Annotated in this window: 24 protein-coding genes, 1 pseudogene and 1 other annotated feature; of the genes and pseudogenes, 18 read left to right on the top strand and 7 right to left on the bottom strand. The window is 46.2% G+C overall.

What is annotated here, in order from left to right:
* Positions 1 to 42 precede the first annotated feature (42 nt).
* Positions 43 to 360, top strand: coding sequence for a hypothetical protein (locus tag NSQ39_RS16965; protein WP_046131032.1), 318 nt, complete (start codon positions 43 to 45; stop codon positions 358 to 360).
* 131 nt (positions 361 to 491) lie between these two features.
* On the opposite strand, the gene NSQ39_RS16960 is transcribed toward NSQ39_RS16965, so the two are convergent.
* The 3 genes and pseudogenes from NSQ39_RS16960 to NSQ39_RS16950 form a co-directional block, all read right to left on the bottom strand.
* A complete protein-coding gene (locus tag NSQ39_RS16960) occupies positions 492 to 1,154 on the bottom strand; it encodes a response regulator transcription factor (protein ID WP_046131094.1) in 663 nt (220 codons plus the stop codon).
* Positions 1,141 to 2,364 (bottom strand): annotated as a pseudogene (locus NSQ39_RS16955) (sensor histidine kinase). Before NSQ39_RS16955 ends, NSQ39_RS16960 begins: the two are co-directional and overlap by 14 nt.
* A 17-nt stretch (positions 2,365 to 2,381) precedes the next feature.
* On the bottom strand, positions 2,382 to 2,855 hold the full coding sequence (locus NSQ39_RS16950; RefSeq protein ID WP_046131109.1) for a DUF1453 family protein: 474 nt from the start codon (positions 2,853 to 2,855) through the stop codon (positions 2,382 to 2,384).
* Between the two features lie 573 nt (positions 2,856 to 3,428).
* Between NSQ39_RS16950 and NSQ39_RS16940 the strand changes: the two genes are divergently transcribed.
* Both NSQ39_RS16940 and NSQ39_RS16935 read left to right on the top strand, forming a co-directional pair.
* A complete protein-coding gene (locus NSQ39_RS16940; RefSeq protein ID WP_175075529.1) occupies positions 3,429 to 3,683 on the top strand; it encodes a hypothetical protein in 255 nt (84 codons plus the stop codon).
* Between the two features lie 534 nt (positions 3,684 to 4,217).
* Positions 4,218 to 4,754 carry a hypothetical protein gene (locus NSQ39_RS16935; protein ID WP_046131097.1) on the top strand — a complete coding sequence of 179 codons (537 nt, stop codon included), beginning with the start codon at positions 4,218 to 4,220 and terminating at the stop codon, positions 4,752 to 4,754.
* 313 nt (positions 4,755 to 5,067) lie between these two features.
* Here the strand turns inward: NSQ39_RS16935 and NSQ39_RS16930 are convergent, their stop codons facing one another.
* Entirely contained in the window at positions 5,068 to 5,538 is a 471-nt protein-coding gene (locus NSQ39_RS16930; RefSeq protein ID WP_046131098.1) for a hypothetical protein, read from the bottom strand.
* 315 nt (positions 5,539 to 5,853) lie between these two features.
* Positions 5,854 to 6,091: a binding site (T-box leader), on the top strand.
* Between the two features lie 63 nt (positions 6,092 to 6,154).
* Between NSQ39_RS16930 and NSQ39_RS16925 the strand changes: the two genes are divergently transcribed.
* From NSQ39_RS16925 to eno, 8 genes are all read left to right on the top strand, one after another.
* Positions 6,155 to 7,501: an amino acid permease gene (locus NSQ39_RS16925; RefSeq protein ID WP_175075527.1), complete on the top strand. Its 1,347-nt coding sequence runs from the start codon at positions 6,155 to 6,157 to the stop codon at positions 7,499 to 7,501.
* Between the two features lie 134 nt (positions 7,502 to 7,635).
* Positions 7,636 to 8,640: an LLM class flavin-dependent oxidoreductase gene (locus NSQ39_RS16920; protein WP_046131100.1), complete on the top strand. Its 1,005-nt coding sequence runs from the start codon at positions 7,636 to 7,638 to the stop codon at positions 8,638 to 8,640.
* Positions 8,641 to 9,129: 489 nt separating this feature from the next.
* On the top strand, positions 9,130 to 10,170 hold the full coding sequence (locus NSQ39_RS16915; protein WP_046131101.1) for a sugar-binding transcriptional regulator: 1,041 nt from the start codon (positions 9,130 to 9,132) through the stop codon (positions 10,168 to 10,170).
* A gap of 34 nt (positions 10,171 to 10,204) precedes the next feature.
* Entirely contained in the window at positions 10,205 to 11,212 is a 1,008-nt protein-coding gene (gap, locus tag NSQ39_RS16910; RefSeq protein WP_046131102.1) for a type I glyceraldehyde-3-phosphate dehydrogenase, read from the top strand.
* Between the two features lie 186 nt (positions 11,213 to 11,398).
* The gene (locus NSQ39_RS16905) at positions 11,399 to 12,583 is read left to right on the top strand and encodes a phosphoglycerate kinase (protein WP_175075525.1); all 1,185 of its coding nucleotides are present in this window, start codon (positions 11,399 to 11,401) and stop codon (positions 12,581 to 12,583) included.
* Between the two features lie 30 nt (positions 12,584 to 12,613).
* Positions 12,614 to 13,375 (top strand): triose-phosphate isomerase, encoded by a 762-nt coding sequence (gene tpiA, locus NSQ39_RS16900; RefSeq protein ID WP_046131103.1) that lies wholly within the window; start codon positions 12,614 to 12,616, stop codon positions 13,373 to 13,375.
* Positions 13,368 to 14,903 carry a 2,3-bisphosphoglycerate-independent phosphoglycerate mutase gene (gpmI, locus tag NSQ39_RS16895; RefSeq protein ID WP_046131104.1) on the top strand — a complete coding sequence of 512 codons (1,536 nt, stop codon included), beginning with the start codon at positions 13,368 to 13,370 and terminating at the stop codon, positions 14,901 to 14,903. The genes tpiA and gpmI overlap by 8 nt, the downstream gene beginning before the upstream one ends.
* Before the next feature lie 22 nt (positions 14,904 to 14,925).
* Positions 14,926 to 16,218, top strand: a complete 1,293-nt coding sequence (eno, locus tag NSQ39_RS16890; protein WP_046131105.1) for a phosphopyruvate hydratase — start codon at positions 14,926 to 14,928, stop codon at positions 16,216 to 16,218.
* A 37-nt stretch (positions 16,219 to 16,255) separates the two neighbouring features.
* On the opposite strand, the gene NSQ39_RS16885 is transcribed toward eno, so the two are convergent.
* Entirely contained in the window at positions 16,256 to 16,648 is a 393-nt protein-coding gene (locus NSQ39_RS16885) for a hypothetical protein (RefSeq protein ID WP_175075524.1), read from the bottom strand.
* Positions 16,649 to 16,788: 140 nt separating this feature from the next.
* Between NSQ39_RS16885 and NSQ39_RS16880 the strand changes: the two genes are divergently transcribed.
* Together NSQ39_RS16880 and NSQ39_RS16875 are read left to right on the top strand one after the other, a co-directional pair.
* Complete coding sequence (locus NSQ39_RS16880) at positions 16,789 to 17,739, top strand: ABC transporter substrate-binding protein (protein ID WP_082094109.1); 951 nt, start codon at positions 16,789 to 16,791, stop codon at positions 17,737 to 17,739.
* 129 nt (positions 17,740 to 17,868) lie between these two features.
* Positions 17,869 to 19,659, top strand: a complete 1,791-nt coding sequence (locus NSQ39_RS16875) for a zinc ribbon domain-containing protein (protein ID WP_175075522.1) — start codon at positions 17,869 to 17,871, stop codon at positions 19,657 to 19,659.
* A gap of 51 nt (positions 19,660 to 19,710) precedes the next feature.
* On the opposite strand, the gene NSQ39_RS16870 is transcribed toward NSQ39_RS16875, so the two are convergent.
* A complete protein-coding gene (locus NSQ39_RS16870) occupies positions 19,711 to 20,490 on the bottom strand; it encodes a zinc ribbon domain-containing protein (RefSeq protein WP_175075520.1) in 780 nt (259 codons plus the stop codon).
* Between the two features lie 148 nt (positions 20,491 to 20,638).
* On the opposite strand from NSQ39_RS16870, the gene NSQ39_RS16865 reads away from it, so the two are divergent.
* The gene (locus NSQ39_RS16865; protein WP_046132922.1) at positions 20,639 to 21,271 is read left to right on the top strand and encodes an NAAT family transporter; all 633 of its coding nucleotides are present in this window, start codon (positions 20,639 to 20,641) and stop codon (positions 21,269 to 21,271) included.
* Positions 21,272 to 21,302: 31 nt separating this feature from the next.
* Here NSQ39_RS16865 and NSQ39_RS16860 read toward each other — a convergent pair whose 3' ends face one another.
* Entirely contained in the window at positions 21,303 to 21,839 is a 537-nt protein-coding gene (locus NSQ39_RS16860) for a GbsR/MarR family transcriptional regulator (protein WP_175075518.1), read from the bottom strand.
* 259 nt (positions 21,840 to 22,098) lie between these two features.
* Here NSQ39_RS16860 and NSQ39_RS16855 point away from each other — a divergent pair, with 259 nt between their 5' ends.
* From NSQ39_RS16855 to NSQ39_RS16840, 4 genes are read left to right on the top strand one after another with little or no spacing between them, the layout of a single operon-like run.
* Positions 22,099 to 23,241 (top strand): betaine/proline/choline family ABC transporter ATP-binding protein, encoded by a 1,143-nt coding sequence (locus NSQ39_RS16855; protein ID WP_175075517.1) that lies wholly within the window; start codon positions 22,099 to 22,101, stop codon positions 23,239 to 23,241.
* Positions 23,242 to 23,253: 12 nt separating this feature from the next.
* A complete protein-coding gene (locus tag NSQ39_RS16850) occupies positions 23,254 to 23,907 on the top strand; it encodes an ABC transporter permease (protein WP_046129128.1) in 654 nt (217 codons plus the stop codon).
* Positions 23,908 to 23,956: 49 nt separating this feature from the next.
* Complete coding sequence (opuCC, locus tag NSQ39_RS16845; RefSeq protein WP_236809572.1) at positions 23,957 to 24,838, top strand: osmoprotectant ABC transporter substrate-binding protein; 882 nt, start codon at positions 23,957 to 23,959, stop codon at positions 24,836 to 24,838.
* A 20-nt stretch (positions 24,839 to 24,858) separates the two neighbouring features.
* Positions 24,859 to 25,536: an ABC transporter permease gene (locus tag NSQ39_RS16840; protein WP_046129261.1), complete on the top strand. Its 678-nt coding sequence runs from the start codon at positions 24,859 to 24,861 to the stop codon at positions 25,534 to 25,536.
* Positions 25,537 to 25,545 lie beyond the last annotated feature (9 nt).

Below are 25,545 nucleotides of genomic sequence, written 5' to 3'. Positions count from 1 at the left end.
TACTGGAAAAATACGCCCGCACATAGAAGAGGAAGTGCTTGAATGTTTATCAAGTATAATGAATATGACCTTTTAGAACTTTTTGAGAATGAACCGGTAATTATCACACATCAAGATGCTGGTGAATTTAATTATACATATGAAGATAATCAAAATTTTAAATTGATTTTAACCCTGGAAGTCTATCAAAAAACGTGCGGCCTTAGCATAACATATAACGATTGCATCGTTTTTGCAGGTGATTTTATAAATGTTACCAGAATAAAAAAAGCTGACAAACATTCAATGGTGATATTCGTTGAGAATGAAGAGAAAGTAAGGGTAAAGTTCTCTAAACAGGTTGGGATAGAACTGCTGTAACTGTTGCTGCGAATATGAAATATAAAAAAGACCCCGCGGCAGGATAACCTTTTGCACAACAATCGGGTGTGAAAGGTTGTCCGGCCGCTTTGCTTTACAATCAACACAGCGGAGCTTTTCCGTTCAACAAACTATTCAACGATCCCGTTCCGTATCGCAAAAACGACGGCCTGCGTCCTGTCCTGGGCGCTGCATTTTTGCAGGATGCGGTGGACGTGCGTCTTGACGGTGCTTTCGCTGACGAAAAGCTTGTCTGCGATGTCTTCGTTTCTTAAGCCATAGGCCATTTGCTGGAGCACCTCCAGCTCTCTTTTTGTAAACGGCTCAAGCAGGTCTCCGTCCTGCGGTTGATATTGTTGTTTTGTCCGGAACGTTTCGCTGATGATTCTGGCGGCTGTGGCGGTCCGGAAGATGGCTTCTCCTCTGGCTGCGGCGCGAATGGCGTCAATCAGTTCTTCGGGAAGGGTATCTTTCAGCAGATAGCCGACTGCACCCGCGCGGATGCCTTCAAATACATATTCTTCAGTGTCAAAGGTCGTTAAAATGACGATTTTCGTATCCGGATATGCAGACATGATCTGTTTCGTCGCTTCAATGCCCGAGCAAGACGGCATTTGGACATCCATGAGGATGACATCGGGTTTTGTTTGTTTTGCGAGTGATGTGATTTCGTCTCCGTCGCCTGCTTCGCATGATACGGTCATATCGTGTTGTGCATTGATGACATAGCGGAAGCCTTCGCGTACAAGCGGCTGGTCGTCGGCGAGCGCGACGCGGATTTTATGATCGTTCATCTGCTTCCTCCTTATTGATTTGTTGCGAAAGCGGCAACTGTAATTCGACTTGCATGCCGCTCGGCTGGAGTGCCTTGATAGAGAAGGAGCCGCCTGCTTGCTCGGCGCGCTCTTTCATGCCTGTCAATCCGAACCCGAATGTGAGATCTCCGCTGAATTTGCCGTCGTCTGAAACAGTCATATTCAGACGGCCTTCATCGTTTGACAGGACGATGTCCGCACGGGAAGCGCCTGCATGGCGCAGAATATTTGTCAGCGATTCCTGCAAAACGCGGTATACCGTCTCGCTGATGTTTTGCGGCCATGATTCTTCTTGCAGGCCGGACGTATCCAAAGAAATGGCCAAATCGCTGCGTTCCCCGGTTTGGTGAATAAGGCTCCGGATCGCGGCGAGTCCCACCATGGCTTCGCTTTTGCCCATTTGATGTACGACCGATCGGACTTCCTGAAGGCATCCCCTTGCGACGGTGAGCACGTTTTGGATGACTTTTTCCGGATCTTCGGCGCTTCCTTTCAATACATACGGAAGCGATTGGAGCTGGACGATGACAGACGTCAGTTCATGGCCGATGCTGTCGTGTATGTCGCGGGCGATCCTCGTCCGTTCTTCAAGGACGGCATACCGCAAGGAAAGGACTGATGCTTCCTTGAGTTCAAGGTGTGCCTGTTGAAGCTCTGCGTGTGCTTTCTCTAATTCCTTGTGCATGTGCGCCAGCTTGGCGTGATTTCGCTCCGTCTCTTACCGGGCTTCTTTTCTGATGCGGAAAGAGGTAAAGAGAATATACAGCCCGGTGATCACCGCTGCGTTATCGACGAGCACACCCAAACCGCTATGATAAACGCTAAAGACCAGCAAGCTGTTGAATATGACCAAAAACGCAACGAATATCGCTGATAGCCTTCCCGGAAGCTTTGAAGAGACATAGACGGTTAAAAAGGCCATTAAAAATAACGCAGACCCTTGTTCATGCCCGGACACGATCCATAACAAGCCTGCCGAAAGCCAAAGGACTGCAAATATACTTAAAAGGGCAGCAACCGGCGTTAGGCGGGGAATGATCCAGACTGCCGCCACAAAGAGCGCGAATACCGCCGCAGTAAAGAGCGGATCGGCATTGGCAGGAGAAGAAAGAGATTGTATGAGATTTGCAATAAGAATGGAGCTCGGCAAAAGCGGTCGATAATGCCGAGCTGAAAATTGTCTGACCATGCAGATCCTTCTTTCAGTTAGTGAATCTGTGCTTTGACCTTTGTGAGCCTGCTGTATTCCTTGAACAGCATGAAATTGCGGGCGGCAATGGTGCCGAGCGGGACGAACAGCATGGAATGGACAATCGCTGAAAACCATTCGTTATCCTCTGGCAGCCATGTTCTTAAAGCCATCCGAAGCAGCAGTACGGCTATGATGAGGATGACACTACCGAGAGAACCGCGTGATGTAATATTTCCGCTTTCCTCATCAATTCGAACGGTCACCATTTTTCCGATGGCACATCCGATTCCCAAGCCGATGACCAGTAAAATGCCGCTTATTATGATGTGCAGTGTAGAATTGAAATATCCCGGCTGAACGGAAGAAGACACCCCCCAAAAAAGCAGAATGGGAAAGAATAGCAGCTTCCAGGGCCGCACTGTCCGTTCACGGTACATATTTAAAATCATAAGGGCAAAAACCACTAAAATGTATGGACCCATTGTCATTGTCATGTTGATCAAATCCTTTCTGCAACGAGTATAACGAACGCTGGAAAGGAATGCGTCAACCGGCAGATTGATTTTTGATCACTACATCTGTTCCTGCCTCAAAAATTCGCATAACATGGCGTGGAATTGTTTAATATGCTCACTGTTTCTTTTCCATATCATATAAGTCTGTGAAGCCGGCAGCTCCAAATGCGGCGTCTCGATCGGCATCAGTCCGTCTTGATCATGCTTGATTTTGAAGGCAAAAAACTTCAATATCTAAAACTAAATGTAGAAAAATTTATAAAGCGTGCTTTGCGTTCTTGAACCAAAAATAATAAAAAAGAGCAGGTGACCCCGACCAAAGAATCACTGCTCCAAACAATAAAGTAAATTTAATTATAGCATAATTGATAGAAGCATTGGTGCACACACAGATTTTGATCATACAGATGTATGATCAAATTACATGAACTTGAAAGCCAAAGTGAGAATATTGTTGTAGGAGACAACATTACCGCATTTTTGCAACAGGAATAGCTATCTTATTTGTCGCATTTCCCCATGTTGTAAAAAGAAAAGGGGAACGCCATGAAAAAGAACAAGAACCTTATTATATACCGAAAACTGCAACTTCTTCACAGCTCACTTTTTGACACGTTTGATCGGGCGCTCAATATTTACGATGGCAAAGGTACGATTAATCCTGTATATGTAAGAATCGATAATGCTAAACAGCTGCTAACAAAATCATTAGAAGCTGCCCCATGTTATATCGAGACATCTATGGACGATATAGATTATGAAAAGACTCAAGCGCAAAATGATGAGAAGTTGTTTTCCTAGGCTTATACAATCAATTTCGCACCCGAAAAAAAGCCAAAAGAGATCATAAGACTCTCGTCTTTCATTTGCGAGCGAATGCCCTTCCGAAGAAGGACATTATGGCCATTGAAAATGGATATAACACCTTGGAATATACAATCAACCAACCAAATCATCTTTACAAAGTCAAAACAAATCCCGGGGCACAACCTTGTCATTGAATTTTTTAGACGGAACAACCGGTGCTGCAAGCTTTATAAAAACTATAGATGTATATCTGATTAAAAAAAGATATTATCATAATGTTTACCAATTAGAAAACCGTAGCAATTCTTTGGCACACAGTTTTTCTGTCATCATTATTCAAGCATAAAGTATCTACATCTGCTGCACCTAAGGGCTTGATGATAGAATAAAAACATCGGTGCAATTCACGAAACACCTTTGTTGTTGTAGATGGAAGAAGAAAAGATCCGTCTGATTTCAGTGGATATACAACCTCCCCTCGTACTTAGCTGCTGGGGAAATGATCATTTAAAATAAGGAGTTTAAACAATGAAAACATGTCCATACTGCGGCAGCAAAGCCGAGAAAATAGACCTTTCACGATATTATTGCGAATTCTGTACCATGAACATTCCTTCAGACCTTGTTAAAGAGGCCGGAGTAAGAATTAGCGTAATTTACAAAGAAGGTGCATCAAAAAAAGACCTAGAAAAAAGCACCCCTGAGTTGATGACACTTCCTACCGTCGATCTTCTATTCTTATTGAAGAAAGCAAGAAAGGTAAGAAACGACATCACAGGTGAGATACGTAAATTAAAGAAGGAAATTCAACAGGCAGGAAGTGCTTCTTCTTTTAAAGAAGCTTATGTGGTACTCAATGAAGATTATATATTCGTCTCTAAAAAAATGTACGTAGTTGAAAACATTATGAAGACCCGATTAGGCTATATACCGCCGAGGTTGGATAAACCCTTTTTTGAAAAATACCTTAAAAACGTGAAGAACAAAAAAAAGAATTTCGAACCAATGATTGATTTCAGCCAATACGATAGTCAAGACATAGATGACATTTTGAATTCTAAATGAAGGGATAACTACATCCTTTGTCGTTCTGCATGCGGGATCCGTTGTAGATTGAGCTCGCCGGTTTTCTTCCTGGAACAACGGCCTTTATCAGGTGATATTACCCTTCTACTGTATTAAAGCCGATTGCGTTATTTGAGGTTTTTTGTAGATTGATTCTAAAAAATACATAAAAGTAAATATATTGTTTATATGTGTCATAGAACAAATTTTTAACTAGTGGTTTGTACGTTATAGAACAAGGGAGTCCGAAGGCATTCAAAACAAAAAAACGCCCTGATAAAAAGGGCGTTATAAAAGGGGGGCAGGCAAGAATTCAGTATCTCCACAAAATCGACATATCACCGGTCGTTTTCTCATAGACGACATTGCCTTTTTTGTCATGTTTGACGACGTACTTGCCGCCGTTCGTGACATTTTTGTATTCAGTTGTTGATGTACCGTCATCGTTTTGTTTCAATGTAAACCGGATGTCTGCAATGAGCGTGTCGCTGTTCAGATCAGCGTAGTATGAATGGAACCTGACATGGCTCCAGTCGTCTTTTTTGTCGGGGATGTCCGAAATGATGCCGACTTTTTCGTGAGGTTCATTCACGATTACTCCGTTATCCTTTTTCAGGCTGCCGGTCTTAATATCAGCATTCTCCAAGACTTGTTGAATCTGGCTAAATTCGGCTTTTGTCGGCACGGTATACTTATCTTCCGGCACGTCTTTCGCAAAGCTGGCAGGCGTACTGAATACGATCGTCAATACGGATAGGATCACCATCAACGACAGTTTTTTCATGCATCTTCCTCCTTTAGCTGATCAATTGATTCGGGTCCCACTCTATCATCGTTAAAATATTTTGTAAAGTTTGAATATTATATCGATTCAACCATTTTTTTCGGGGAGTTTCAGCCGGTTTTTTCCTGTCGATCTGTTCATGCAACGGCCGATCAACTGAAAACTCATGCTCAAATCCTCTTGCATTCTGCAAAAGAAAAGGCGATTTTCCCTGGAAATAGAGAAATATTCTGTTTTTTTAATTTTATCACTCTATTTGTTATTGACAAAGTGAAATTTAGGTCGTATATTAAATGAATAAATTTTCAGGCAAAAAGAAACGCGATGAATGGGAGCAGTAGAAGACAATCATTAGCCAAGAGAGCTGCGGGTCGGTGTGACGCAGCCTAATGAATCTTTGAACTCGCCCGGGAGTGGACTTGCTAACAGGGAAAGACATCAATTCCTGAAGGCTTTACGATTAACCCCCGTTACCGGGTTTACAAGCGGATTCTATTAGTGGAATCAAAAAGAGTGGTACCGCGGTAGGCTTTAATAGCTCATCGTCTCTTAATCTTCAATGATGAAGAAAAGAGACGGTGAGCTTTTTTATTTTCAGCAGAGGAAGTGGCAAAGAATGGAGAAAAAGACGCAGAAACTGGAGAGAACGATGACATCGCGGCACATTATGATGATGGCTTTGGGAGGAGCCATCGGTGCCGGATTGTTTAAAGGAAGCAGCAATGCGATAGATTTAGCGGGGCCGTCGGTTCTGATCGCTTATCTAATCGGCGGAATCATCCTGCTGTTCATCATGCAGGGTCTCGCCGAAATGGCGGTCAAAAACAGCGAAGCGAGAACGTTCAGGGACCTCGTTCAATCGGTTTTAGGACCTTATGCAGCGTATTTTTTGGACTGGATTTATTGGAAAATGTGGGTGTTGAATATTGCGGCAGAGGCTGTCGTGGCGGCGACTTTTTTGCAATATTGGCTTCCGGGCATGCCGGTGTGGGTGCTGGCGCTGTTTGTCGCCCTCGTCATTACAAGCGTCAATTTGCTTTCTGTTAAAAGCTTTGCCGAGACGGAATATTGGCTCGCCTTGATTAAAATCACAGTGATTGTCGTCTTTATTATTGCCGGATTTATTTTATTATTTTTCTCATTTGGCAGTCATACAGCTGTAGGTTTTTCTCATTTAACCGATCACGGCGGGTTCTTTCCGAACGGAGCCGGAGGGCTGGTCACGGCGATGCTTGTTGTCATTTACTCTTACGGAGGAACCGAAATCATCGGCGTGACATTGGCGGAGACAAAAAATCCTGAGCAGGTTGTGCCGAAAGCCGTCCGCGGGACGCTGACGCGGATTATTGCTTTTTATATCCTTCCGTTTTACATCATCGTCAGCCTGATACCGTGGAATCAAGTGAATCAGGTGTCCGAAAGCCCGTTTGTCATGGTGTTTAAATTGATCGGAATTCCAGGGGCGGACCATGTCATGAACGCCGTCATTTTATTGGCGGTCATCTCTTCGATGAACTCCGGACTCTACGGTTCTTCGCGGATATTATATACACAGGCTGCAGACGGCCGGGTGCCGAAAATCTTTTCAAAGCTGTCCGGCAGAAAGGTTCCGGTATATGCGATTTTGCTATGTACTTCTTTCTTATATTTAGGCGTATTGTTTTCAATCTTTGCGGGCAGCCAGGCATTCGAGTATTTGATGGGGTCTTTAGGCTATACGGTGCTGATGATTTGGCTCGTCATCGCCTTCGCCCACTTGAAGTCAAGAAAACGGACTCAGACGGCCCCAGGCGGCTACTATGTCAAATGGTTTCCTTATACGACCTGGCTGGCGATACTGGCGCTTTTGGCAATTTTAATCGGCGTCATTTGGACAACTTCGATTGCTATCACGTTGGTGACGGCAGGAATATACTTGCTCATTACCATCGCTTATCTCGTCAAAGGACGAAAACTGGCGTAAAAATGACTGCCTCCGCATTAAGGAGGCGGTTTTTTTGAATAACGGTTCGAATTTGATCGAACTAATTTCTTTAATTATCATCTTCTGTTGTGGTATCGTCTAAGTACGATATCGAATAGGAAGAAGGAGAAAACATGCCTGGACAGCATTTCAAAAACACCAAATACTCCGTATTGAATTTGTCTCCCGTCGTCCAAGGCGGGACTGTTGAAGAATCCTTTCAGAATTCCATGGATTTGGCCCGTCACGCCGAAAAATGGGGCTATCACCGGTTCTGGCTGGCCGAGCATCACAGCATGGAGGGCGTGGCGAGTTCAGCCACAGCTGTTTTGATCGGCCATATCGCCGGAGGAACAAAAACGATCCGCGTCGGATCGGGAGGCATTATGCTGCCGAACCACTCTTCGCTCGTCATTGCGGAACAATTCGGAACGCTTGAATCCCTCTATCCGGGAAGAATCGATCTGGGGCTTGGCCGGGCGCCGGGCACCGATCAATTAACAGCAAGGGCATTGAGAAGAAACATTAACAACGGCGAGGATTTTCCCGAGCAGCTTGCCGAGCTGCGCAATTATTTTCAGCCGTCCGGTAATGTCCGGAACCATGTGCGCGCCATCCCCGGCGAAGGGCTGAATGTGCCGATATGGCTTCTCGGTTCGAGCGGATTCAGCGCCCGTCTCGCGGGTGAGCTCGGTTTGCCGTTTGCATTTGCGGCTCATTTTTCGCCGGCTAATACGATTCCCGCTTTAGAGCTGTACCGGAGTTCATTTACACCCGGCGTGCTGGATGAACCGTATGCGATGGTCGGAGTGACGGTGATCGCGGCTGATTCTGATGAAAAAGCGCAGCATCTTGCGACATCACACTATCAGAAATTTTTGGATCTCGTCCGCGGGAATTCGACAAAGCTTAAGCCGCCTGTTGACGATATGGACCAGATCTGGTCCCCGCGTGAGAAAGCGATGGTCAATGAACAGCTCAGCTCAACGATCATCGGCGGACCGAAAGAAGTGAAAGCAAAGCTTGAAGACTTTATTCAAACGACACAGGCAAACGAAATCATCGTGAACTCAGAAACCTTTGATCATGCAGACAGGCTGCGGTCCTTCGAAATCATCGCAGACGTCTGGAAAAGCTGACAAAAGCCGAAAAAAAGCAATGGAATGGGAAGCCAATCCATTGCTTTTTTATGTCTATTCAAGTTGAAAGCCGGGAAACATCTGAACGCCGGAGATAATCGTATTTTAATAAAATATTTGCACATTCAGCCTATTAAAATATTGAAAGAGAAACAAAGAATAAGTCGCTGGAAGAGATAGAAAAGCTTTGGGTAAAATAAAAGCGCTTTAAGGCCCTTTCGAGAAAAGGGCTTTTTTTCGTCTGCACCTTTTGATCAGTTGCTGTATAAGCTGGAGAATAATAGGAAACAATTGATGATGACAAAAAAACGTTTTGTCGAAACGGTGCGAATATTGTCAAGGAATTGGTTTCTTAACAGTTGAATAAACATTTTAACCCTGTTACAATAAGACATGTAAGCAGGAGTAATTTTTTTTGGCTGAGGCGGGACGTTTTCAGTCACAGTGGGACATTTTTTGTCCAGGACGAGATGAAAGGAACGTTTTGGCATGAATCAATTAATACAGGCTCAAAAAAAATTATTGCCGGATCTTCTCGATGTCATGCAAAAAAGGTACGAAATCTTGCAGTACATAAGGCTGACTGAACCGATCGGCAGAAGAAGCCTCGCCGCCAGCCTCGGCATAAGCGAACGCGTATTAAGGGCGGAGGTTCAGTTTTTAAAAGAACAAAATCTTCTCGAGATCAAAACGAGCGGCATGACATTGACACCTGAAGGCTCTGACCTGCTGTACATCCTCGAAGATACGATGAAAGACGTTTTAGGGTTGACTCTTTTGGAAAATACATTAAAAGAGAGGCTGAATCTTGAACAGGTTATCATCGTATCCGGAGACAGCGACCATTCCCCATGGGTCAAAAAAGAGATGGGGAGAGCGGCCGTCGCATGCATGAAAAACAGGTTTCAAGGGGAAAATATCGTCGCCGTAACCGGAGGCACGACCCTCGAAGCTGTGGCTGAAATGATGACGCCCGACTCGAAAAATCGCAAACTGCTTTTTGTTCCGGCAAGAGGCGGACTCGGCGAAAACGTCAGAAATCAGGCGAACACGATTTGCGCCCATATGGCTGAAAAAGCTTCCGGTACATACAAACTGTTATTCGTGCCGGGGCAGCTGAGCAAAGAAGCCTATTCTTCTATCATCGAAGAGCCTTCCATCAAGGAAGTGCTGCAAACGATTCGATCATCCAGTATGGTCATCCACGGTATCGGGGATGCTAAAACAATGGCTGAACGAAGGAATACGCCGGAGGAAGATTTGCGGAAGATAGAAGAAAACGAAGCTGTTGCAGAGGCGTTCGGCTATTATTTTGACCGCCACGGAGAAGTCATTCACAAGGTGCACAGCGTGGGCATTCAGCTTGAGGATCTCGATTCGATCCCGAACATCATCGCGGTGGCGGGAGGCTCATCAAAGGCGGAGGCCATTGAGGCCTATTTTAAAAAGCCGCGCAACACGGTTCTGATCACTGACGAAGGAGCCGCAAAACAGTTATTAAGGGAAGTTTCTTCCCTCAATATAAATTAAAATATCTCTTACTTACTTAAAGGAGGAAATCATCATGGCAGTAAAAGTCGGTATTAATGGTTTTGGTCGTATTGGACGCAACGTATTCCGTGCAGCGTTAAATAATCCTGATGTTGAGGTTGTGGCGGTTAACGATTTAACAGACGCTAACATGCTTGCTCACCTATTACAATATGATTCAGTTCACGGCAAACTTGACGCAGAGGTGTCTGTTGACGGAAACAACCTTGTTGTTAACGGTCAAACGATCCAAGTAACAGCTGAACGCGACCCTGCTAAATTAAGCTGGGGAGAAAAAGGCGTTGAAATCGTCGTTGAATCAACTGGTTTCTTCACAAAACGCGCTGATGCAGCTAAACATTTGGAAGCTGGCGCGAAAAAAGTCATCATCTCAGCTCCTGCGAGTGAAGAAGATATCACAATCGTTATGGGTGTTAACGAAGATAAATACGATGCTGCAAACCACCATGTCATCTCTAATGCATCTTGTACGACAAACTGCCTTGCGCCGTTTGCAAAAGTGCTTAACGACAAATTCGGCATCAAACGCGGTATGATGACAACTGTTCACTCATATACTAACGATCAGCAAATCCTTGACCTTCCGCACAAAGACTACCGTCGTGCGCGTGCGGCAGCAGAAAGCATCATTCCGACAACTACTGGTGCTGCGAAAGCCGTTTCTCTTGTACTGCCTGAACTCAAAGGCAAACTGAACGGCGGCGCAATGCGCGTTCCGACTCCAAACGTATCACTTGTTGACCTTGTTGCGGAACTTGATAAAGAAGTAACAGCAGAAGAAGTAAACGCAGCGCTTAAAGAAGCAGCAGAAGGCGAACTTCAAGGCGTTCTTGGCTACAGCGAAGAGCCGCTTGTTTCTAAAGACTACAACGGCAACACAAACTCTTCTACAATCGATGCCCTTTCTACAATGGTTATGGAAGGCAGCATGGTGAAAGTCATTTCTTGGTATGACAACGAAAGCGGCTACTCTAACCGTGTTGTAGATCTTGCAGCTTACATTGCAAAACAAGGTCTTTAATAAAATAGAATCGGACTTGGTTCTTTAAGAGAGAAGCGCTATAATGAAAGCGGACAAGGGAAGGGGACAGACACTCCCTTTCCCTTTTTCCGTATGCGGCGCCTTGGAAGTCGAATGAAAACGCCGCATTTGGGGATTTCCGTTTTCGGGCTTGTAAATCAATCAAAGGAGGATCTCCTAAAAGCCATGAACAAAAAATCAGTAAAAGACATTGATGTAAAAGGCCGTGTTGTTTTTTGCCGCGTTGACTTCAACGTGCCGATGAAAGACGGGAAAGTGACGGATGAGACGAGAATCCGCGCCGCACTTCCGACGATTCAATATTTGACTGAGCAAGGTGCGAAAGTTCTTCTCGCAAGCCACCTCGGCCGTCCAAAAGGACAGGTTGTGGAAGAGCTTCGTTTGACTCCTGTGGCGGCCCGCCTCGGAGAACTGCTTGGCAAAGAGGTGAAAAAAGCGGATGAAGCATACGGCGACGCCGTAAAAGCGCAAATTTCCGAAATGAAGGACGGAGACATTCTCGTTTTGGAAAACGTACGCTTCTATCCGGGAGAAGAAAAAAATGATCCCGAGCTGTCAAAAGCGTTTGCCGACCTTGCGGATGTATATGTCAATGACGCATTCGGAGCGGCCCACCGCGCCCATGCTTCAACAGCAGGAATCGCTGAGCACCTTCCGGCTGTGGCAGGCTTCCTGATGGAAAAAGAGCTTGAAGTGCTTGGAAAAGCCCTTTCAAACCCTGATCGTCCGTTTACAGCGATCATCGGCGGAGCGAAAGTAAAAGACAAAATCGGCGTGATCGAAAGCCTTCTTGAAAAAGTCGACAATCTGATCATCGGCGGCGGTCTTGCTTATACATTCGTCAAAGCGCTCGGCCATGAAGTCGGAAAATCCCTTCTTGAAGAGGACAAAATTGACCTGGCCAAGTCGTTCATGGACCGCGCCAAAGAAAAAGGCGTGAATTTCTACATGCCTAAAGATGTGCTTGTTGCCGACGATTTCTCAAATGACGCCAATACGAAAATCGTTCCGATCAGCGAAATCCCAAGCGACTGGGAAGCGCTCGACATCGGTACTGAGACTCAGAAAACGTATGCCGACGTCATCAAAAACAGCAAGCTTGTCGTTTGGAACGGACCGATGGGCGTATTCGAACTCGATGCGTTCGCTAAAGGAACAAAAGCTGTCGCTGAAGCTTTAGCAGAGGCAAAAGATACATACTCTGTCATCGGCGGCGGAGACTCTGCAGCTGCAGTTGAAAAGTTCGGTCTTGCTGACAAAATGAGCCACATTTCAACAGGCGGCGGAGCTTCTCTTGAGTTTATGGAAGGAAAAGAACTTCCTGGCGTCAAAGCTTTGAACGACAAGTAAGCAAAACACACAGCATAAGGAGTGGAGCACATGAGAAAACCAATTATAGCCGGTAACTGGAAGATGCATAAAGTGCTTTCAGAAGCTGTCAGCTTCGTTGAAGAAGTGAAATCTTCCATTCCCGCAGCAGATAAAGCAGAAGCCGTTGTCTGTGCGCCTGCGCTGTTCCTTGAAAAGCTGACATCAGCTGTAAAAGGCACCGACCTGAAAGTCGGCGCGCAAAACATGCACTTTGAAGAAAGCGGCGCTTTCACCGGAGAAATCAGCCCTGTTGCTCTGAAAGACATCGGGGTTCAATATTGCGTGATCGGCCACTCTGAGCGCCGCGAAATGTTCGCCGAAACCGACGAGACCGTAAACAAAAAGGCGCACGCAGCCTTCAAACACGGAATCGTGCCGATCATCTGCGTAGGTGAAACGCTTGAAGAGCGTGAAGCCGGTAAAACAAATGCCCTTGTTGCAGATCAAGTGAAAAAAGCGCTCGCCGGACTGACGGCTGACCAGGTGTCTGCTTCTGTTATCGCTTATGAGCCAATCTGGGCGATCGGAACAGGCAAATCTTCAACAGCACAAGACGCAAACGAGGTGTGCGCACACATCCGCAAAACGGTCGCTGCAGAATTCGGACAAGCGGCAGCCGACAGCATCCGCATCCAGTACGGCGGCAGCGTAAAACCTGCGAACATTAAAGAATACATGGCCGAGTCTGATATCGACGGCGCTCTTGTAGGCGGCGCAAGCCTTGAGCCTCAGTCTTTCGTTCAATTATTGGAGGCAGGTCAATATGAGTAACAAATTAGCCGCACTCATCATTTTGGATGGGTTTGGACTAAGAAACGAAACTGTCGGAAACGCAGTAGCCCAAGCGAACAAACCGAATTTTGACCGCTATTGGAACAAGTATCCGCATCAGACGCTGACAGCTTCAGGCGAAGCGGTCGGACTTCCCGAAGGGCAAATGGGAAACTCTGAAGTCGGCCACTTGAATATCGGCGCCGGACGGATCGTCTATCAAAGCCTGACGCGCGTCAACGTAGCGATTCGCGAAGGCGAATTTGAGCGGAACGAAACATTTCTAAACGCGATGAAGCACGTCAAAGAAAAAGGCACAAACCTTCACCTGTTCGGACTGCTGTCTGACGGCGGGGTTCACAGCCACATCAACCATTTGTACGCGCTCTTAAAGCTTGCGAAAAAAGAAGGCGTTCAAAACGTCTATATTCACGGCTTCCTTGACGGACGCGACGTAGGTCCGCAAACGGCCGAGAAATATCTCAAAGAGCTTGAGGAACAAATTGAAGAAATCGGCGTCGGCGAAATTGCGACGCTGTCAGGCCGCTATTACTCAATGGACCGCGACAAACGCTGGGACCGTGTTGAAAAAGCGTATCGCGCCATGGTATACGGCGAAGGGCCTGCATACAAAAATCCGTTTGATGTTGTGAAGGATTCCTATGAAAAAGGCATTTACGATGAATTCGTCATCCCTTCCGTCATCACAAAAGAAAACGGAGAGCCTGTTGCGACAATCAAAGACAACGACGCGGTGATTTTCTACAATTTCAGACCGGACCGTGCGATCCAGATTTCCAACACGTTCACGAATGACGATTTCCGCGATTTTGACCGCGGTGACAAGCATCCGAAAAACCTTTATTTCGTCTGCTTGACTCACTTCAGTGAAACGGTTGACGGATACGTGGCATTCAAGCCGGTCAATCTCGACAATACGGTAGGAGAAGTTTTATCCCAAAACGGACTGAAGCAGCTCCGCATTGCAGAGACCGAAAAATATCCGCACGTGACCTTCTTTATGAGCGGCGGACGCGAAGAGAAATTCCCGGGCGAAGAACGGATTCTCATCAATTCGCCGAAAGTTGCGACATATGACTTGAAACCTGAAATGAGCGCCTATGAAGTGAAAGACGCGCTCGTGAAAGAAATCGAGGCTGACAAGCACAACGCAATCATCCTCAATTTCGCCAACCCGGATATGGTTGGACACTCCGGTAAAGTCGAGCCGACGATCAAAGCGATCGAAGCGGTCGATGAATGCCTGGGCGAAGTCGTTGACGCGATTCTTGCAAAAGGCGGCCACGCAATCATCACGGCCGACCACGGCAACGCGGACGTGCTGATTACAGAAGAAGGCAAGCCGCACACCGCCCATACGACAAACCCGGTTCCCGTAATCGTCACAAAAGAAGGCGTGACACTAAGGGAAGGCGGAATTCTCGGAGACCTTGCACCAACGCTTTTAGATTTGCTCGGTGTCGAAAAACCGAAAGAAATGACAGGAACCTCACTAATTCAAAAATAAGATTCAAAGGAGAGAAACAAACATGCCATACATTGTTGATGTTTATGCACGCGAAGTATTAGACTCCCGCGGTAATCCGACGGTTGAAGTCGAAGTATACACAGAATCAGGAGCTTTCGGACGCGCGCTTGTTCCAAGCGGCGCTTCCACAGGCGAATACGAAGCGGTTGAGCTTCGCGACGGCGACAAAGACCGTTACCTTGGCAAAGGTGTTTTAACTGCCGTTAACAACGTAAACGAAATCATTGCTCCAGAGCTTCTCGGCTTTGACGTTACAGAACAAGTAGCAATCGACAAATTGTTGATCGAACTTGACGGAACTGAAAACAAAGGCAAGCTCGGCGCTAACGCGATCCTTGGCGTATCAATGGCCGTTGCCCGCGCTGCTGCTGATTTCTTGCAAATTCCTCTATATCAATACCTTGGAGGATTCAACTCTAAAACGCTTCCTGTACCGATGATGAACATCGTTAACGGCGGGGAGCATGCGGACAACAACGTTGACATCCAAGAATTCATGATCATGCCTGTCGGTGCAGAAAACTTCCGCGAAGCGCTTCGCATGGGAGCTCAAATTTTCCACAGCTTAAAAGCTGTCCTGAAAGCAAAAGGCCTGAACACTGCTGTCGGTGACGAAGGCGGATTCGCTCCAAACCTTGGATCAAACGAAGAAGCGCTTCAAACGATCGTTGAAGCGATCGAAAAAGCCGGCTTCAAACCTGGCGAACAAGTCAAACTTGCAATGGACGCTGCATCTTCTGAGTTCTACAACAAAGAAGACGGCAAATATCATCTGTCCGGAGAAGGCGTTGTGAAAACATCTGCTGAAATGGTTGACTGGTATGAACAGCTTGTTTCTAAATACCCAATCATCTCAATCGAAGACGGCCTTGACGAAAACGACTGGGAAGGCCACAAACTTCTTACTGAGCGCCTTGGCAAAAAAGTTCAGCTTGTCGGTGACGACCTGTTCGTTACAAACACGAAAAAACTTGCTGAAGGCATCAAAAACGGCGTAGGCAACTCTATCCTGATCAAAGTTAACCAAATCGGTACGCTGACTGAAACATTCGATGCGATCGAAATGGCAAAACGCGCAGGATACACTGCTGTTATCTCTCACCGCTCCGGTGAAACTGAAGACAGCACAATCGCTGACATCGCAGTTGCAACAAACGCAGGACAAATCAAAACAGGTGCTCCGTCCCGTACGGACCGTGTTGCGAAATACAACCAGCTTCTTCGCATCGAAGACCAACTGGCTGAAACTGCGCAGTACCACGGAATTCAATCTTTCTACAACTTAAGCAAGTAAGCATAAAAAGAGCTTGGCCGCATGACGCGGCCAAGCTTTATTTGTTGTTCGATGGTTTTAGCAAATAGGCCGGGAGGAATCCGGTAAGACCAATCATGATGAAGCCTATAATAGATAATACCGCTATCATCATTGAGGAGAGAAAATCATGAAGGATATATGCTGTGCTGGATAACATTATTCCCAACCCTAAGCTAATCAGAATTACTTTTTTATTTTTAAAAAGTAAATGTTCTGATTTCCTGATCTTATGATAAATCAAAGGAAGACTAACATAGCACCCGATCATAAGTGTAAATAGCATTGCTAACATAAATTGCGGTAAAGTTGAAAAATCATTTGTTCCAATTATTTCTCCAAATGAAACCGACCAACTGCTTAACATAACAAATCCGAAAAGGTACAAAACCGACAGCACCAGTTTGAACATTTGCAAATCCCCCAATCTCCATTCATCTTACCATCAAAGATGAATAGTCTGCAGGATTTCATATTGACAATCCGCTTACACATTATATAATCTAATTGATAATGAAAATCATTTGAAAAAGGGGATACTTACATATGCCGATGAAACGAATAAAATGGGTTGCGCTTTTTGCGGCGCTTTTCCTGATACTTTCGGCCTGCGGGAATCAGAAATCTGCAGGTTCGAATAAAGGCTCAGGAAAGGCGGAAAGCTCATATGAGGTCAAGCATGCAATGGGAACGGCGACCATTAAAGGAACGCCGAAAAGGGTCGTCGTGTTAACGAATGAAGCGACAGAGGCCGTGCTTGCTCTCGGCGTCAAACCTGTCGGAGCCGTTCAGTCATGGCTCGGTGACCCGTGGTATAAGCACATCAAATCGAAAATGGACGGCGTTGAAAACGTCGGTACGGAAGTGCAGCCGAATATCGAAAAAATCGCCAGCCTAAAGCCTGATTTGATTATCGGGAACAAAGTGCGCCAGGAAGAAGTGTACGACAAATTAAGCGCAATCGCGCCGACCGTCTTTGCCGAAACGCTGTCAGGGGATTGGAAAGGCAACTTTAAGCTGGCGGCTGAAGCGCTGAATCAAAAAGAAAAAGGCGATCAAGTCATCGCCGATTTTGATAAGCGGGTCGAGGACATTCATAACAAGCTCGGTGACAAGGTGAAGCAAAAGGTCTCACTCGTCCGCTTTACAGATGCCGATGCCCGCATTTATCATAAAGCCTCATTTGCCGGAACGATTCTTGACCAGCTCGGCTTTGCAAGGCCAAAAGGGCAGGAAGCCAACGATTTGGGACAATTGAAAGTGACGAAAGAACAAATTCCGGATATGGATGGGGACGTGCTCTTTTATTACACGTATGAGACTGGAGATGACAAAGCAAGCGCGATCGAGAAGGACTACGTCAATGATCAGCTTTTCAAAAACTTGGGCGTTTATAAAAAAGGCAACGTTCATAAAGTAGATGACGCCGTCTGGAATACGGCAGGTGGCGTACTTGCAGCGAATCTGATGCTGGATGATATTGAAAAGTACTTTCTGAAGTAATCGTGTAACACCAAACCAAACGGATGATAGACTAATTCGTTTGGTTTTTTTATTTATGAAAACACTCCTCCTTTTCATAAATATAGTATAAAATAACTATTATAGAAAGAGAATAATAGGAGGAAAGGCATGGATTTTTGTAAAGAATGCGGGCGCGAGCTGGCAGAGCAAGCGCAATTTTGCAAACATTGCGGGACTCCTGTGAATGGCAGGCAAACTGACGCGGAAGAACCCGTCAATCAAGATCCGGTACATAAGCGAAAAATCTCAAGGAAAAGCATGATGATCTGGGCGGCGATTGCCGCGGTATGCGTCCTCCTGTTTGCGGGCTATAAGGCCGGAGAAGCCTTGACGTCAAAGGAAAAATTAATCGGCGACTTTGAAAGCGCGCTGAAGCAAAACGATGAAAAAAAGGTCGCGGAACTGCTTCATTCATCAGACGTGGACTTGACGATTACGAAACAGAACGTCAAACCGCTGATGACATATTTAAACGATCACCCCGATGAGAAAAAAGAACTTATCAAGTCTTTGAAGGATCAGAGCGGGGACGGTCTTGTTTCCATCGAAAAAGCGGGAAAACAATTTTTGATTTATGACCGCTATGTGCTGAATGTGAAGCCGGTTTATTTGACGGTTAAGGCAAGCGAGAAAGGCGCCGGCCTTTACCTAAACAATAAAAAGCTGCTGACAACGGAAAAGGAAAACTTCGAGAAAAAATTCGGCCCGTTCGTTCCCGGTTCGTACGATGTGGAAGCAAAACTGAACTCCGATATCGGCGAACTGAAAAAATCGAAGCATATCAATGCGCTGGACGAGGACGCAAGCGCTGATGTGTCCCTTGATGCGAAAAAAGCGAAGCTCGTCTTTGACGACGGTTATGATAAGCTGAAAGGAACGTTATGGATCAACGGTCAAAAAGTAAAGATCAATCCTTTTCAAGGAACGTCATTCGGTCCCGTTTTGACGGACGGTTCGATGTCTGCCGCTGTCGAAGCGGAGTTTCCGTGGGGGAATCTGAAAAGCGAAAAAACGCCGATTGAAGATGCCGAAATCAAAGTCAATCTCGCTTCTGACCAAGGTTTTATGAACATGATCATGAACACGGTCGTTCAAAATACGAAGGAAACGATGAAGGCTTTTGCAAATGGAAGCGTCAATGGCATGACCGTTGCCGCACCTTCTTTTAAAAGCGATTTAAAAGAGATAATCGGCGGGATGAAGAGCAGCAATACGTATTATAAAGGAACGTACCTATCCACTGCCTTTGACCTTGATTCGTTCCGGCTGTATCACGAGGGCGGCAAGTGGAAAGCGGACGTCGGCGGCATTGAAAAGCACAAATCGGCCTACTATGACGATTACAGCGCGCCGGATTTGGCGGAAAACGAAAACGGCCATACATACACATTGGTATACGCCGAAGACGATAAAAAGTGGCTGGTCGAAAAAAGCGATTCTGCGTTAGTGTATATCAAAAACAAAAAAGAGATCAAAGACGAAAATCCGAAACAATATACATCAGCATGGGCTTCAGCTAAAGGCACTTCCAAAAACGTTCCGGCGGGCGGAGAACTGACAGATCAAAAAGTGACTCAAGCGATTGAAGGGTATGTTTACGACCTGCAAAACGCCGTCAATGGCAATGATTTCGAGCTTGTCGCAGACGATTTGAAAGCAGGAAGCCAGCTATACGCCGACCAAAAAGCGCTCGTTGCGAAACTGAATCACAGCGGCACAAAAGAAGAAGTCGCCGATGTCAGCGTGAAAAGCTGGAGTCAGGACGGCTCAGACGTGACGATAAAAACGCTTGAGAAAATCAACATTATCAAAAACGGAAAAGAGCAGCTGAAAACCTATAATTGGACATATCATGCTGTTGTAGAAAACGGTGAGCTGCTTCTGACATCAATTGAATAATATAAAAAAGCCTTTTTTCCTAAGCGAAAAAAGGCTTTTTTTCTGATTGATTTAAAACAGCGATCCTAACAGGGAGCGCAAGATATCTATTATGTATTCAAGAAACAGATTTCCCATGATCCGGACAGCGATAAACGTCGCCAGGTAAACGAGAAGCGTCGTGTAGATGAAATCGATGGAGCCCGCTGCTTTCTCGCGGTAGCTGAACAGCACGGCCGGCGGAATGAGAAACGCGATGCCGCAAAAAGCGAAAAATAATAGATATAAAAATAAGTCTGTTTTCAAAAGCGATAACAAGAATGAGCAAAGCAATAAAGCCGTAAAAGGAATGAGGGCGGCGCCGAAGCGGCCCATCACTTCCCTAAATGAAGCCTGAATCCCTTGAATTCGCACTCCTGCGTATGTAAACACAAATAATAAGAAAATATAAATAGCAAACGTAAAAGCAGGCTTTACCACGATGTCAAAAAATCCGGGCATGACGCCGGTTCTGCCGAATATTCCGGAATATGTGCCCATAGAAGCGTAAAAACTTTTTAAACCGAAATAAAACATGAGCGGCACGGTCAATGCAAAGATCACCATCGTGATGATGCTGTTCAGCATATGCTCTTCTCCGGCCTTTTTCGTTTCTGCATACGGGCGCTTCATGACGCGCACAAAGAAAGAAAAATACATCGAAGAGGCTTTTTTTGCCGCATCAACGTATTGCTTGGCCTGCACTGATTCTCCGGCCGGCTGCCCGCCGTCGTGTTCAGCGGAAAGGCTTGCTCCGCAGTTTTCGCAAAATTTTCCGCCATCTGTTTGATGGCCGCATTTGGTACATGTCATCAAATATTGTCTCCCTTTTAAAAAAATAGTTATTTTGTACTATGTTGCATTATAAATGAAAAAGATGCTGGTTGTATAGACCTGATCAATGTTTAAGCAAACACGTCCCGAGGTAATGATCGAATATCTTTACGAAAGGAGAGAACCTATGTTTTCTTTTATCATCCATGTTTTCGTCTCATTGTTTGCCGTCACAAATCCAATCGGCAATGTTCCGCTCTTTTTGGCTCTGACTGAGGGCTATCAAGCGGAGGAGCGCACCGCTTTGGCGAGAAAGGCTGCCATTTTGTCATTTCTTATTTTACTTGCGTTTCTCATCTTCGGCGGAATGATCTTTCGCATTTTTGACATTAACATCCACGCCCTGCGGGTTGCAGGCGGCATCTTTATTTTCGGAATCGCCTACAATCTGCTCAATGCCAAGCAATCGCACGTTCAGTCGCTCCACAAAAATGAGCATCAGGAAAGCAAAGAAAAAGAGGATATTTCCGTGACGCCTCTCAGCATTCCGATTATTTCCGGACCGGGAACGATCGCCACTGTAATGAGCCTTTCGGCGGGAAGCCGCAGCCTGATTCATTTCGGCGGAATGATCGTCGGGATCGCCGCCGTACTGTTATTAACCTTTATAGCTTTTCATTATTCCACGTTTATCGCAAAAAGGCTCGGACAGACGGAGATGAACGTCATCACGCGGCTGATGGGCCTGATCTTGGCGGTAGTCGCCGTCGGCATGATCGGAACGGGGCTGAAAGGAATGTTTCCGGTTTTGGCGGGATAAAGCAAAAAAGCTGCACGGTCTGCAGCTTTTTTTACGGCTTGGGTACGTATTTGAAGATGTCTTCGCTTTCAAGGAATTCAATCAGGTTGTCAAGCCATTGGCAGTAATCGAGCCATTTTTTCGTTTCCTCTAGCAGGTCGTTGATCTTCTCCTCTGTTTCGGGTGAAAGACTTTCCTCTTCAAGCGCATCCAGCAGCTCTTTTCTTATCTTTTTTCCGATCATCCGGTTTTTTTTGACGACCTTGCTCCAATTGGCGGTGAACAGTGAAATAAACGTCTGGTAGTAATCCTGTTCGACATCGTACAAGTCTTTGCGGACGCCTTTTTCAAAGACCTTTTCTGCTATATTTAAGTCGAGCATTTCGCGTACGACCTGGCTCATTCTCGTTTTGCTCATGCCCGTCGCCTCGGACAGTTCGTTTAACGTCAGCGGCTTTCTGTTCATGTAGATGATTCCCAAAACGCGGCCGACAGTTGATGATATACCGTACGTATTCATATTTTCAGCGATTTTTTCGATAAAGTGCTCCTTCGCTTGTTCAACCGTTTGCAAAGCTTTTTCTTCCAAAGCATATCATCCCTTCAGACAGCCAATTTTAATGCCAATATATCATAAATGACTTTCCTCTTGAAAACAATAAAACATCAGTAAATGAAAGAAAACGGCAGTTATTTTAAGAATGGCCGATCTCATCAAGACTGAATATATTTTTTTATGTCTTATTCAAATAATATGAACACATTGTAAACTTTTTATTTTACAAAGTGTATTTTATAATGGATGAGATGTTGCAATTTTTAAAAAACATTCAAGCGGAGGTGTGCTGATGCTGAAGTTAGACAATGTATCCAAGGTTTATAAAGGCGGCAAAAAGGCCGTCAGCAATATCAACCTTGATATAGAAAAGGGTGAATTCATCGTCTTTATCGGGCCCAGCGGATGCGGGAAGACGACGACGATGAAAATGATCAACCGGCTGATTGAGCCGACTTCAGGAAGCATTTACATCGATGGAGAAAACATTTTGGATCAGGATCCCGTCCAGCTGCGCCGGAAAATCGGCTATGTTATTCAGCAAATCGGGTTGTTTCCTCATATGACGATCCAGCAAAATATTGCCCTTGTGCCAAAGCTTTTGAAATGGCCGGAAGAAAAAAGAAAACAGCGGGCGGAGGAATTGCTTCAGCTCGTCGATATGGGACCGGAATATTTGAACCGCTACCCGCACGAATTAAGCGGCGGACAGCAGCAGAGAATCGGGGTGCTGAGGGCGCTTGCGGCAGAGCCGCCGTTGATTTTAATGGATGAACCTTTCGGAGCGCTTGACCCGATCACACGCGATTCGCTTCAGGAAGAGTTTAAAAAACTGCAGAAATCGCTGAACAAAACGATCGTGTTTGTCACCCATGACATGGATGAAGCGATTAAGCTCGCCGATCGGATCGTGATTTTGCGGGCGGGTGAAATCGTTCAGGTCGGAACGCCTGATGAGATTTTGCGCCAACCGGCAAACGAATTCGTCGAGGAGTTTATCGGAAAGGAACGGCTTCTTCAGTCGCGGCCCGATGTCGAGTTCGTCGAGCAGGTAATGAACCCGAATCCGGTCACCGTCACAAGCGAAAAAACCCTTTCAGAAGCGATTCAGATCATGAGGCAGCACCGCGTCGATTCATTGCTGGTCGTTGATGAAGCCAATGTGTTAAAAGGCTATATCGATGTCGAAATCATTGACCAAAACCGCAAAAAAGCCGGAACGGTCGGCGAGGTTCTCAATCAGGACGTGTATTCGGTGCAAAAAGACACGCTTATCCGCGATACTGTCCGAAAGATTTTGAAAAGAGGCTTCAAATACGTCCCTGTCCTCGATGAAAACAAGCGTCTTGTCGGCATTGTCACAAGGGCGAGTCTCGTCGATATCGTCTACGATTCGATTTGGGGCGAAGAAAAAGACGTCGTCATGAATAACTAAGGAGGCGGAAGGATGTATCAGGTGATTCAATTTTTGCAGCAGAACGGCGGAGAGATGCTTTATAAAACATGGGAGCATTTATACATTTCCATCTTGGCGGTGCTCTTCGGCATTGTTGCGGCTGTTCCGCTCGGCGTGCTTTTGACGAGGATGAAAAAGGGAGCGGAGGTCGTAATCGGCGCCGTCAATATCGTGCAGACATTGCCGAGTTTGGCGATCTTAGCGTTTTTTATTCCGCTGCTCGGCGTGGGGAAGGTTCCGGCGATCGTCGCATTATTTTTCTATTCAGTCCTACCGATTCTAAGAAATACGTATACCGGTGTAAAAGGGGTCAATCGAAATTTGTTGGAGTCTGGAAAGGGAATCGGTATGACTGCATGGGAACAGATCCGCCTCGTCGAACTGCCCTTGTCGGTTCCGGTAATCATGGCGGGAATCAGGACATCGACCGTCTACTTGATCGGATGGGCGACGCTCGCCTCGTTTATCGGCGGCGGGGGCCTCGGCGACTACATTTTTATCGGGCTCAACCTGTACCAGCCTGAATATATTATCGCCGGAGCGGTTCCCGTTATCATATTGGCCGTGCTGATCGATTATATCCTTCAGAAAACCGAAAGCAAAGTCACGCCTGAAGGATTAAAAGGGATGAAGGAAGTATCGTAAGGAGTTGGCTTATATGCAGAAGAAAACATTGAGGCTGATCTGTGCCGTTATGCTGGTGTTCTCGCTTTTTGCGAGCGGCTGTGCGCTCCCGGGACTGGGCGGGGCGTCTGACAAAACGATTAAAATCGGCGCTCAAAGCATGACGGAATCCGAGATTCTCGCCAATATGCTCTCCCAGCTCATCGAGCATGATACGGATTTAAATACGGTGCTGGTGAAAAATCTCGGTTCAAACTATGTGCAGCACCAGGCGATGCTCAGCGGGGATATCGATATTTCCGCAACGCGCTATTCCGGAACAGACCTGACGAGCACGCTCGGCAGAAAAGCGGAAAAGGACCCGGAAAAAGCGCTCAAAATCGTCCAGAAGGATTTTAAAAAGAAATTTAATTATAAATGGTTTGATTCCTACGGATTTGATAATACGTACGCGTTTACGATCACGAAGAAACTGGCCGAAAAAGAACACTATGAAACGATTTCTGATTTAAAAAAAGACGCGGACACGCTCAAGCTCGGCGTTGACAATGCCTGGCTGAAACGAAAAGGCGACGGTTATGAAGGGTTTAAAAAAACGTACCGCTTCGGGTTCGGTTCAACGTTTCCGATGCAGATCGGGCTTGTCTATGACGCCGTCAAAAACGGCAAGATGGATATCGTCCTCGCTTATTCAACGGACGGCAGGATCAAAGCCTATGATCTGAAAATATTGAAGGATGACAAGCGCTTTTTCCCGCCGTACGACTGCTCGCCCGTCGTTCCGGAGAAAGTGCTGAAGGAGCATCCCGAACTTGAAGGCGTCATCGGTAAATTGATCGGAACAATCGACACTGAGACGATGCAGGAGCTCAATTACGAGGTCGACGGAAAATTGAAAGAGCCGTCTGTCGTCGCCGAAGAATTTTTAAAGAAACACAACTATTTTCAGTAAAAAGGATGGTGATGCAGCAGATGGAAGTCCTTCAACAGCTTTGGACATACTACGCGCAAAACGGAGGCTATGTTCTTCAGGAATTTTTCCGCCACTTTTTAATGTCGGCGTACGGCGTGCTGTTCGCCGCGATCGTCGGCATCCCGGCAGGCATTTTGATCGCGAGGTACCGAAAAATCAGCGGCTGGGTTTTTGCCATTACAAACGTGATTCAGACGATACCGGCGCTGGCGATGCTTGCCGTGCTCATGCTCGTCATGGGGCTGGGGGCAAATACGGTTATCCTTTCTTTATTTCTGTATTCGCTTCTGCCGATCATCAGAAACACCTATACGGGAATCGTCAGCATCGAGCACGCCTATCTCGAATCGGGCAAAGCGATGGGCATGACGAAGCTGCAAGTACTGCGGATGGTTGAACTTCCCCTGGCGATGTCCGTGATCATGGCCGGCCTTAGAACCGCTTTGGTGATCGCGATCGGCATCACCGCCATCGGAACGTTTGTCGGCGCCGGCGGACTCGGCGATATCATCGTCAGAGGATCGAACGCCACGAACGGAACGGCGATCATTCTCGCGGGTGCGATCCCGACCGCGCTGATGGCCGTGATCGCCGATCTTTTGATGGGCTGGGTTGAGCGCGTGTTAAGCCCGGTGAAAAGCAGCAAAGGACGTTCGCCAGGCCCTGGAACCGCATAACCACAGTAA

The organism is Bacillus sp. FSL W8-0848 (assembly GCF_038007805.1).
Taxonomy (GTDB): domain Bacteria; phylum Bacillota; class Bacilli; order Bacillales; family Bacillaceae; genus Bacillus; species Bacillus glycinifermentans.
This window is presented reverse-complemented; position numbering and strand designations above follow the sequence as displayed.

Bases quoted from the DNA above. Each gene is read 5' to 3' on its own strand.
- NSQ39_RS16965 (WP_046131032.1), top strand. From the start codon at position 43: ATGTTTATCAAGTATAATGAATATGACCTTTTAGAACTTTTTGAGAAT.
- NSQ39_RS16960 (WP_046131094.1), bottom strand. From the start codon at position 1,154: ATGAACGATCATAAAATCCGCGTCGCGCTCGCCGACGACCAGCCGCTT.
- NSQ39_RS16950 (WP_046131109.1), bottom strand. From the start codon at position 2,855: ATGACAATGGGTCCATACATTTTAGTGGTTTTTGCCCTTATGATTTTA.
- NSQ39_RS16940 (WP_175075529.1), top strand. From the start codon at position 3,429: ATGAAAAAGAACAAGAACCTTATTATATACCGAAAACTGCAACTTCTT.
- NSQ39_RS16935 (WP_046131097.1), top strand. From the start codon at position 4,218: ATGAAAACATGTCCATACTGCGGCAGCAAAGCCGAGAAAATAGACCTT.
- NSQ39_RS16930 (WP_046131098.1), bottom strand. From the start codon at position 5,538: ATGAAAAAACTGTCGTTGATGGTGATCCTATCCGTATTGACGATCGTA.
- NSQ39_RS16925 (WP_175075527.1), top strand. From the start codon at position 6,155: ATGGAGAAAAAGACGCAGAAACTGGAGAGAACGATGACATCGCGGCAC.
- NSQ39_RS16920 (WP_046131100.1), top strand. From the start codon at position 7,636: ATGCCTGGACAGCATTTCAAAAACACCAAATACTCCGTATTGAATTTG.
- NSQ39_RS16915 (WP_046131101.1), top strand. From the start codon at position 9,130: ATGAATCAATTAATACAGGCTCAAAAAAAATTATTGCCGGATCTTCTC.
- gap (WP_046131102.1), top strand. From the start codon at position 10,205: ATGGCAGTAAAAGTCGGTATTAATGGTTTTGGTCGTATTGGACGCAAC.
- NSQ39_RS16905 (WP_175075525.1), top strand. From the start codon at position 11,399: ATGAACAAAAAATCAGTAAAAGACATTGATGTAAAAGGCCGTGTTGTT.
- tpiA (WP_046131103.1), top strand. From the start codon at position 12,614: ATGAGAAAACCAATTATAGCCGGTAACTGGAAGATGCATAAAGTGCTT.
- gpmI (WP_046131104.1), top strand. From the start codon at position 13,368: ATGAGTAACAAATTAGCCGCACTCATCATTTTGGATGGGTTTGGACTA.
- eno (WP_046131105.1), top strand. From the start codon at position 14,926: ATGCCATACATTGTTGATGTTTATGCACGCGAAGTATTAGACTCCCGC.
- NSQ39_RS16885 (WP_175075524.1), bottom strand. From the start codon at position 16,648: ATGTTCAAACTGGTGCTGTCGGTTTTGTACCTTTTCGGATTTGTTATG.
- NSQ39_RS16880 (WP_082094109.1), top strand. From the start codon at position 16,789: ATGAAACGAATAAAATGGGTTGCGCTTTTTGCGGCGCTTTTCCTGATA.
- NSQ39_RS16875 (WP_175075522.1), top strand. From the start codon at position 17,869: ATGGATTTTTGTAAAGAATGCGGGCGCGAGCTGGCAGAGCAAGCGCAA.
- NSQ39_RS16870 (WP_175075520.1), bottom strand. From the start codon at position 20,490: ATGACATGTACCAAATGCGGCCATCAAACAGATGGCGGAAAATTTTGC.
- NSQ39_RS16865 (WP_046132922.1), top strand. From the start codon at position 20,639: ATGTTTTCTTTTATCATCCATGTTTTCGTCTCATTGTTTGCCGTCACA.
- NSQ39_RS16855 (WP_175075517.1), top strand. From the start codon at position 22,099: ATGCTGAAGTTAGACAATGTATCCAAGGTTTATAAAGGCGGCAAAAAG.
- NSQ39_RS16850 (WP_046129128.1), top strand. From the start codon at position 23,254: ATGTATCAGGTGATTCAATTTTTGCAGCAGAACGGCGGAGAGATGCTT.
- opuCC (WP_236809572.1), top strand. From the start codon at position 23,957: ATGCTGGTGTTCTCGCTTTTTGCGAGCGGCTGTGCGCTCCCGGGACTG.
- NSQ39_RS16840 (WP_046129261.1), top strand. From the start codon at position 24,859: ATGGAAGTCCTTCAACAGCTTTGGACATACTACGCGCAAAACGGAGGC.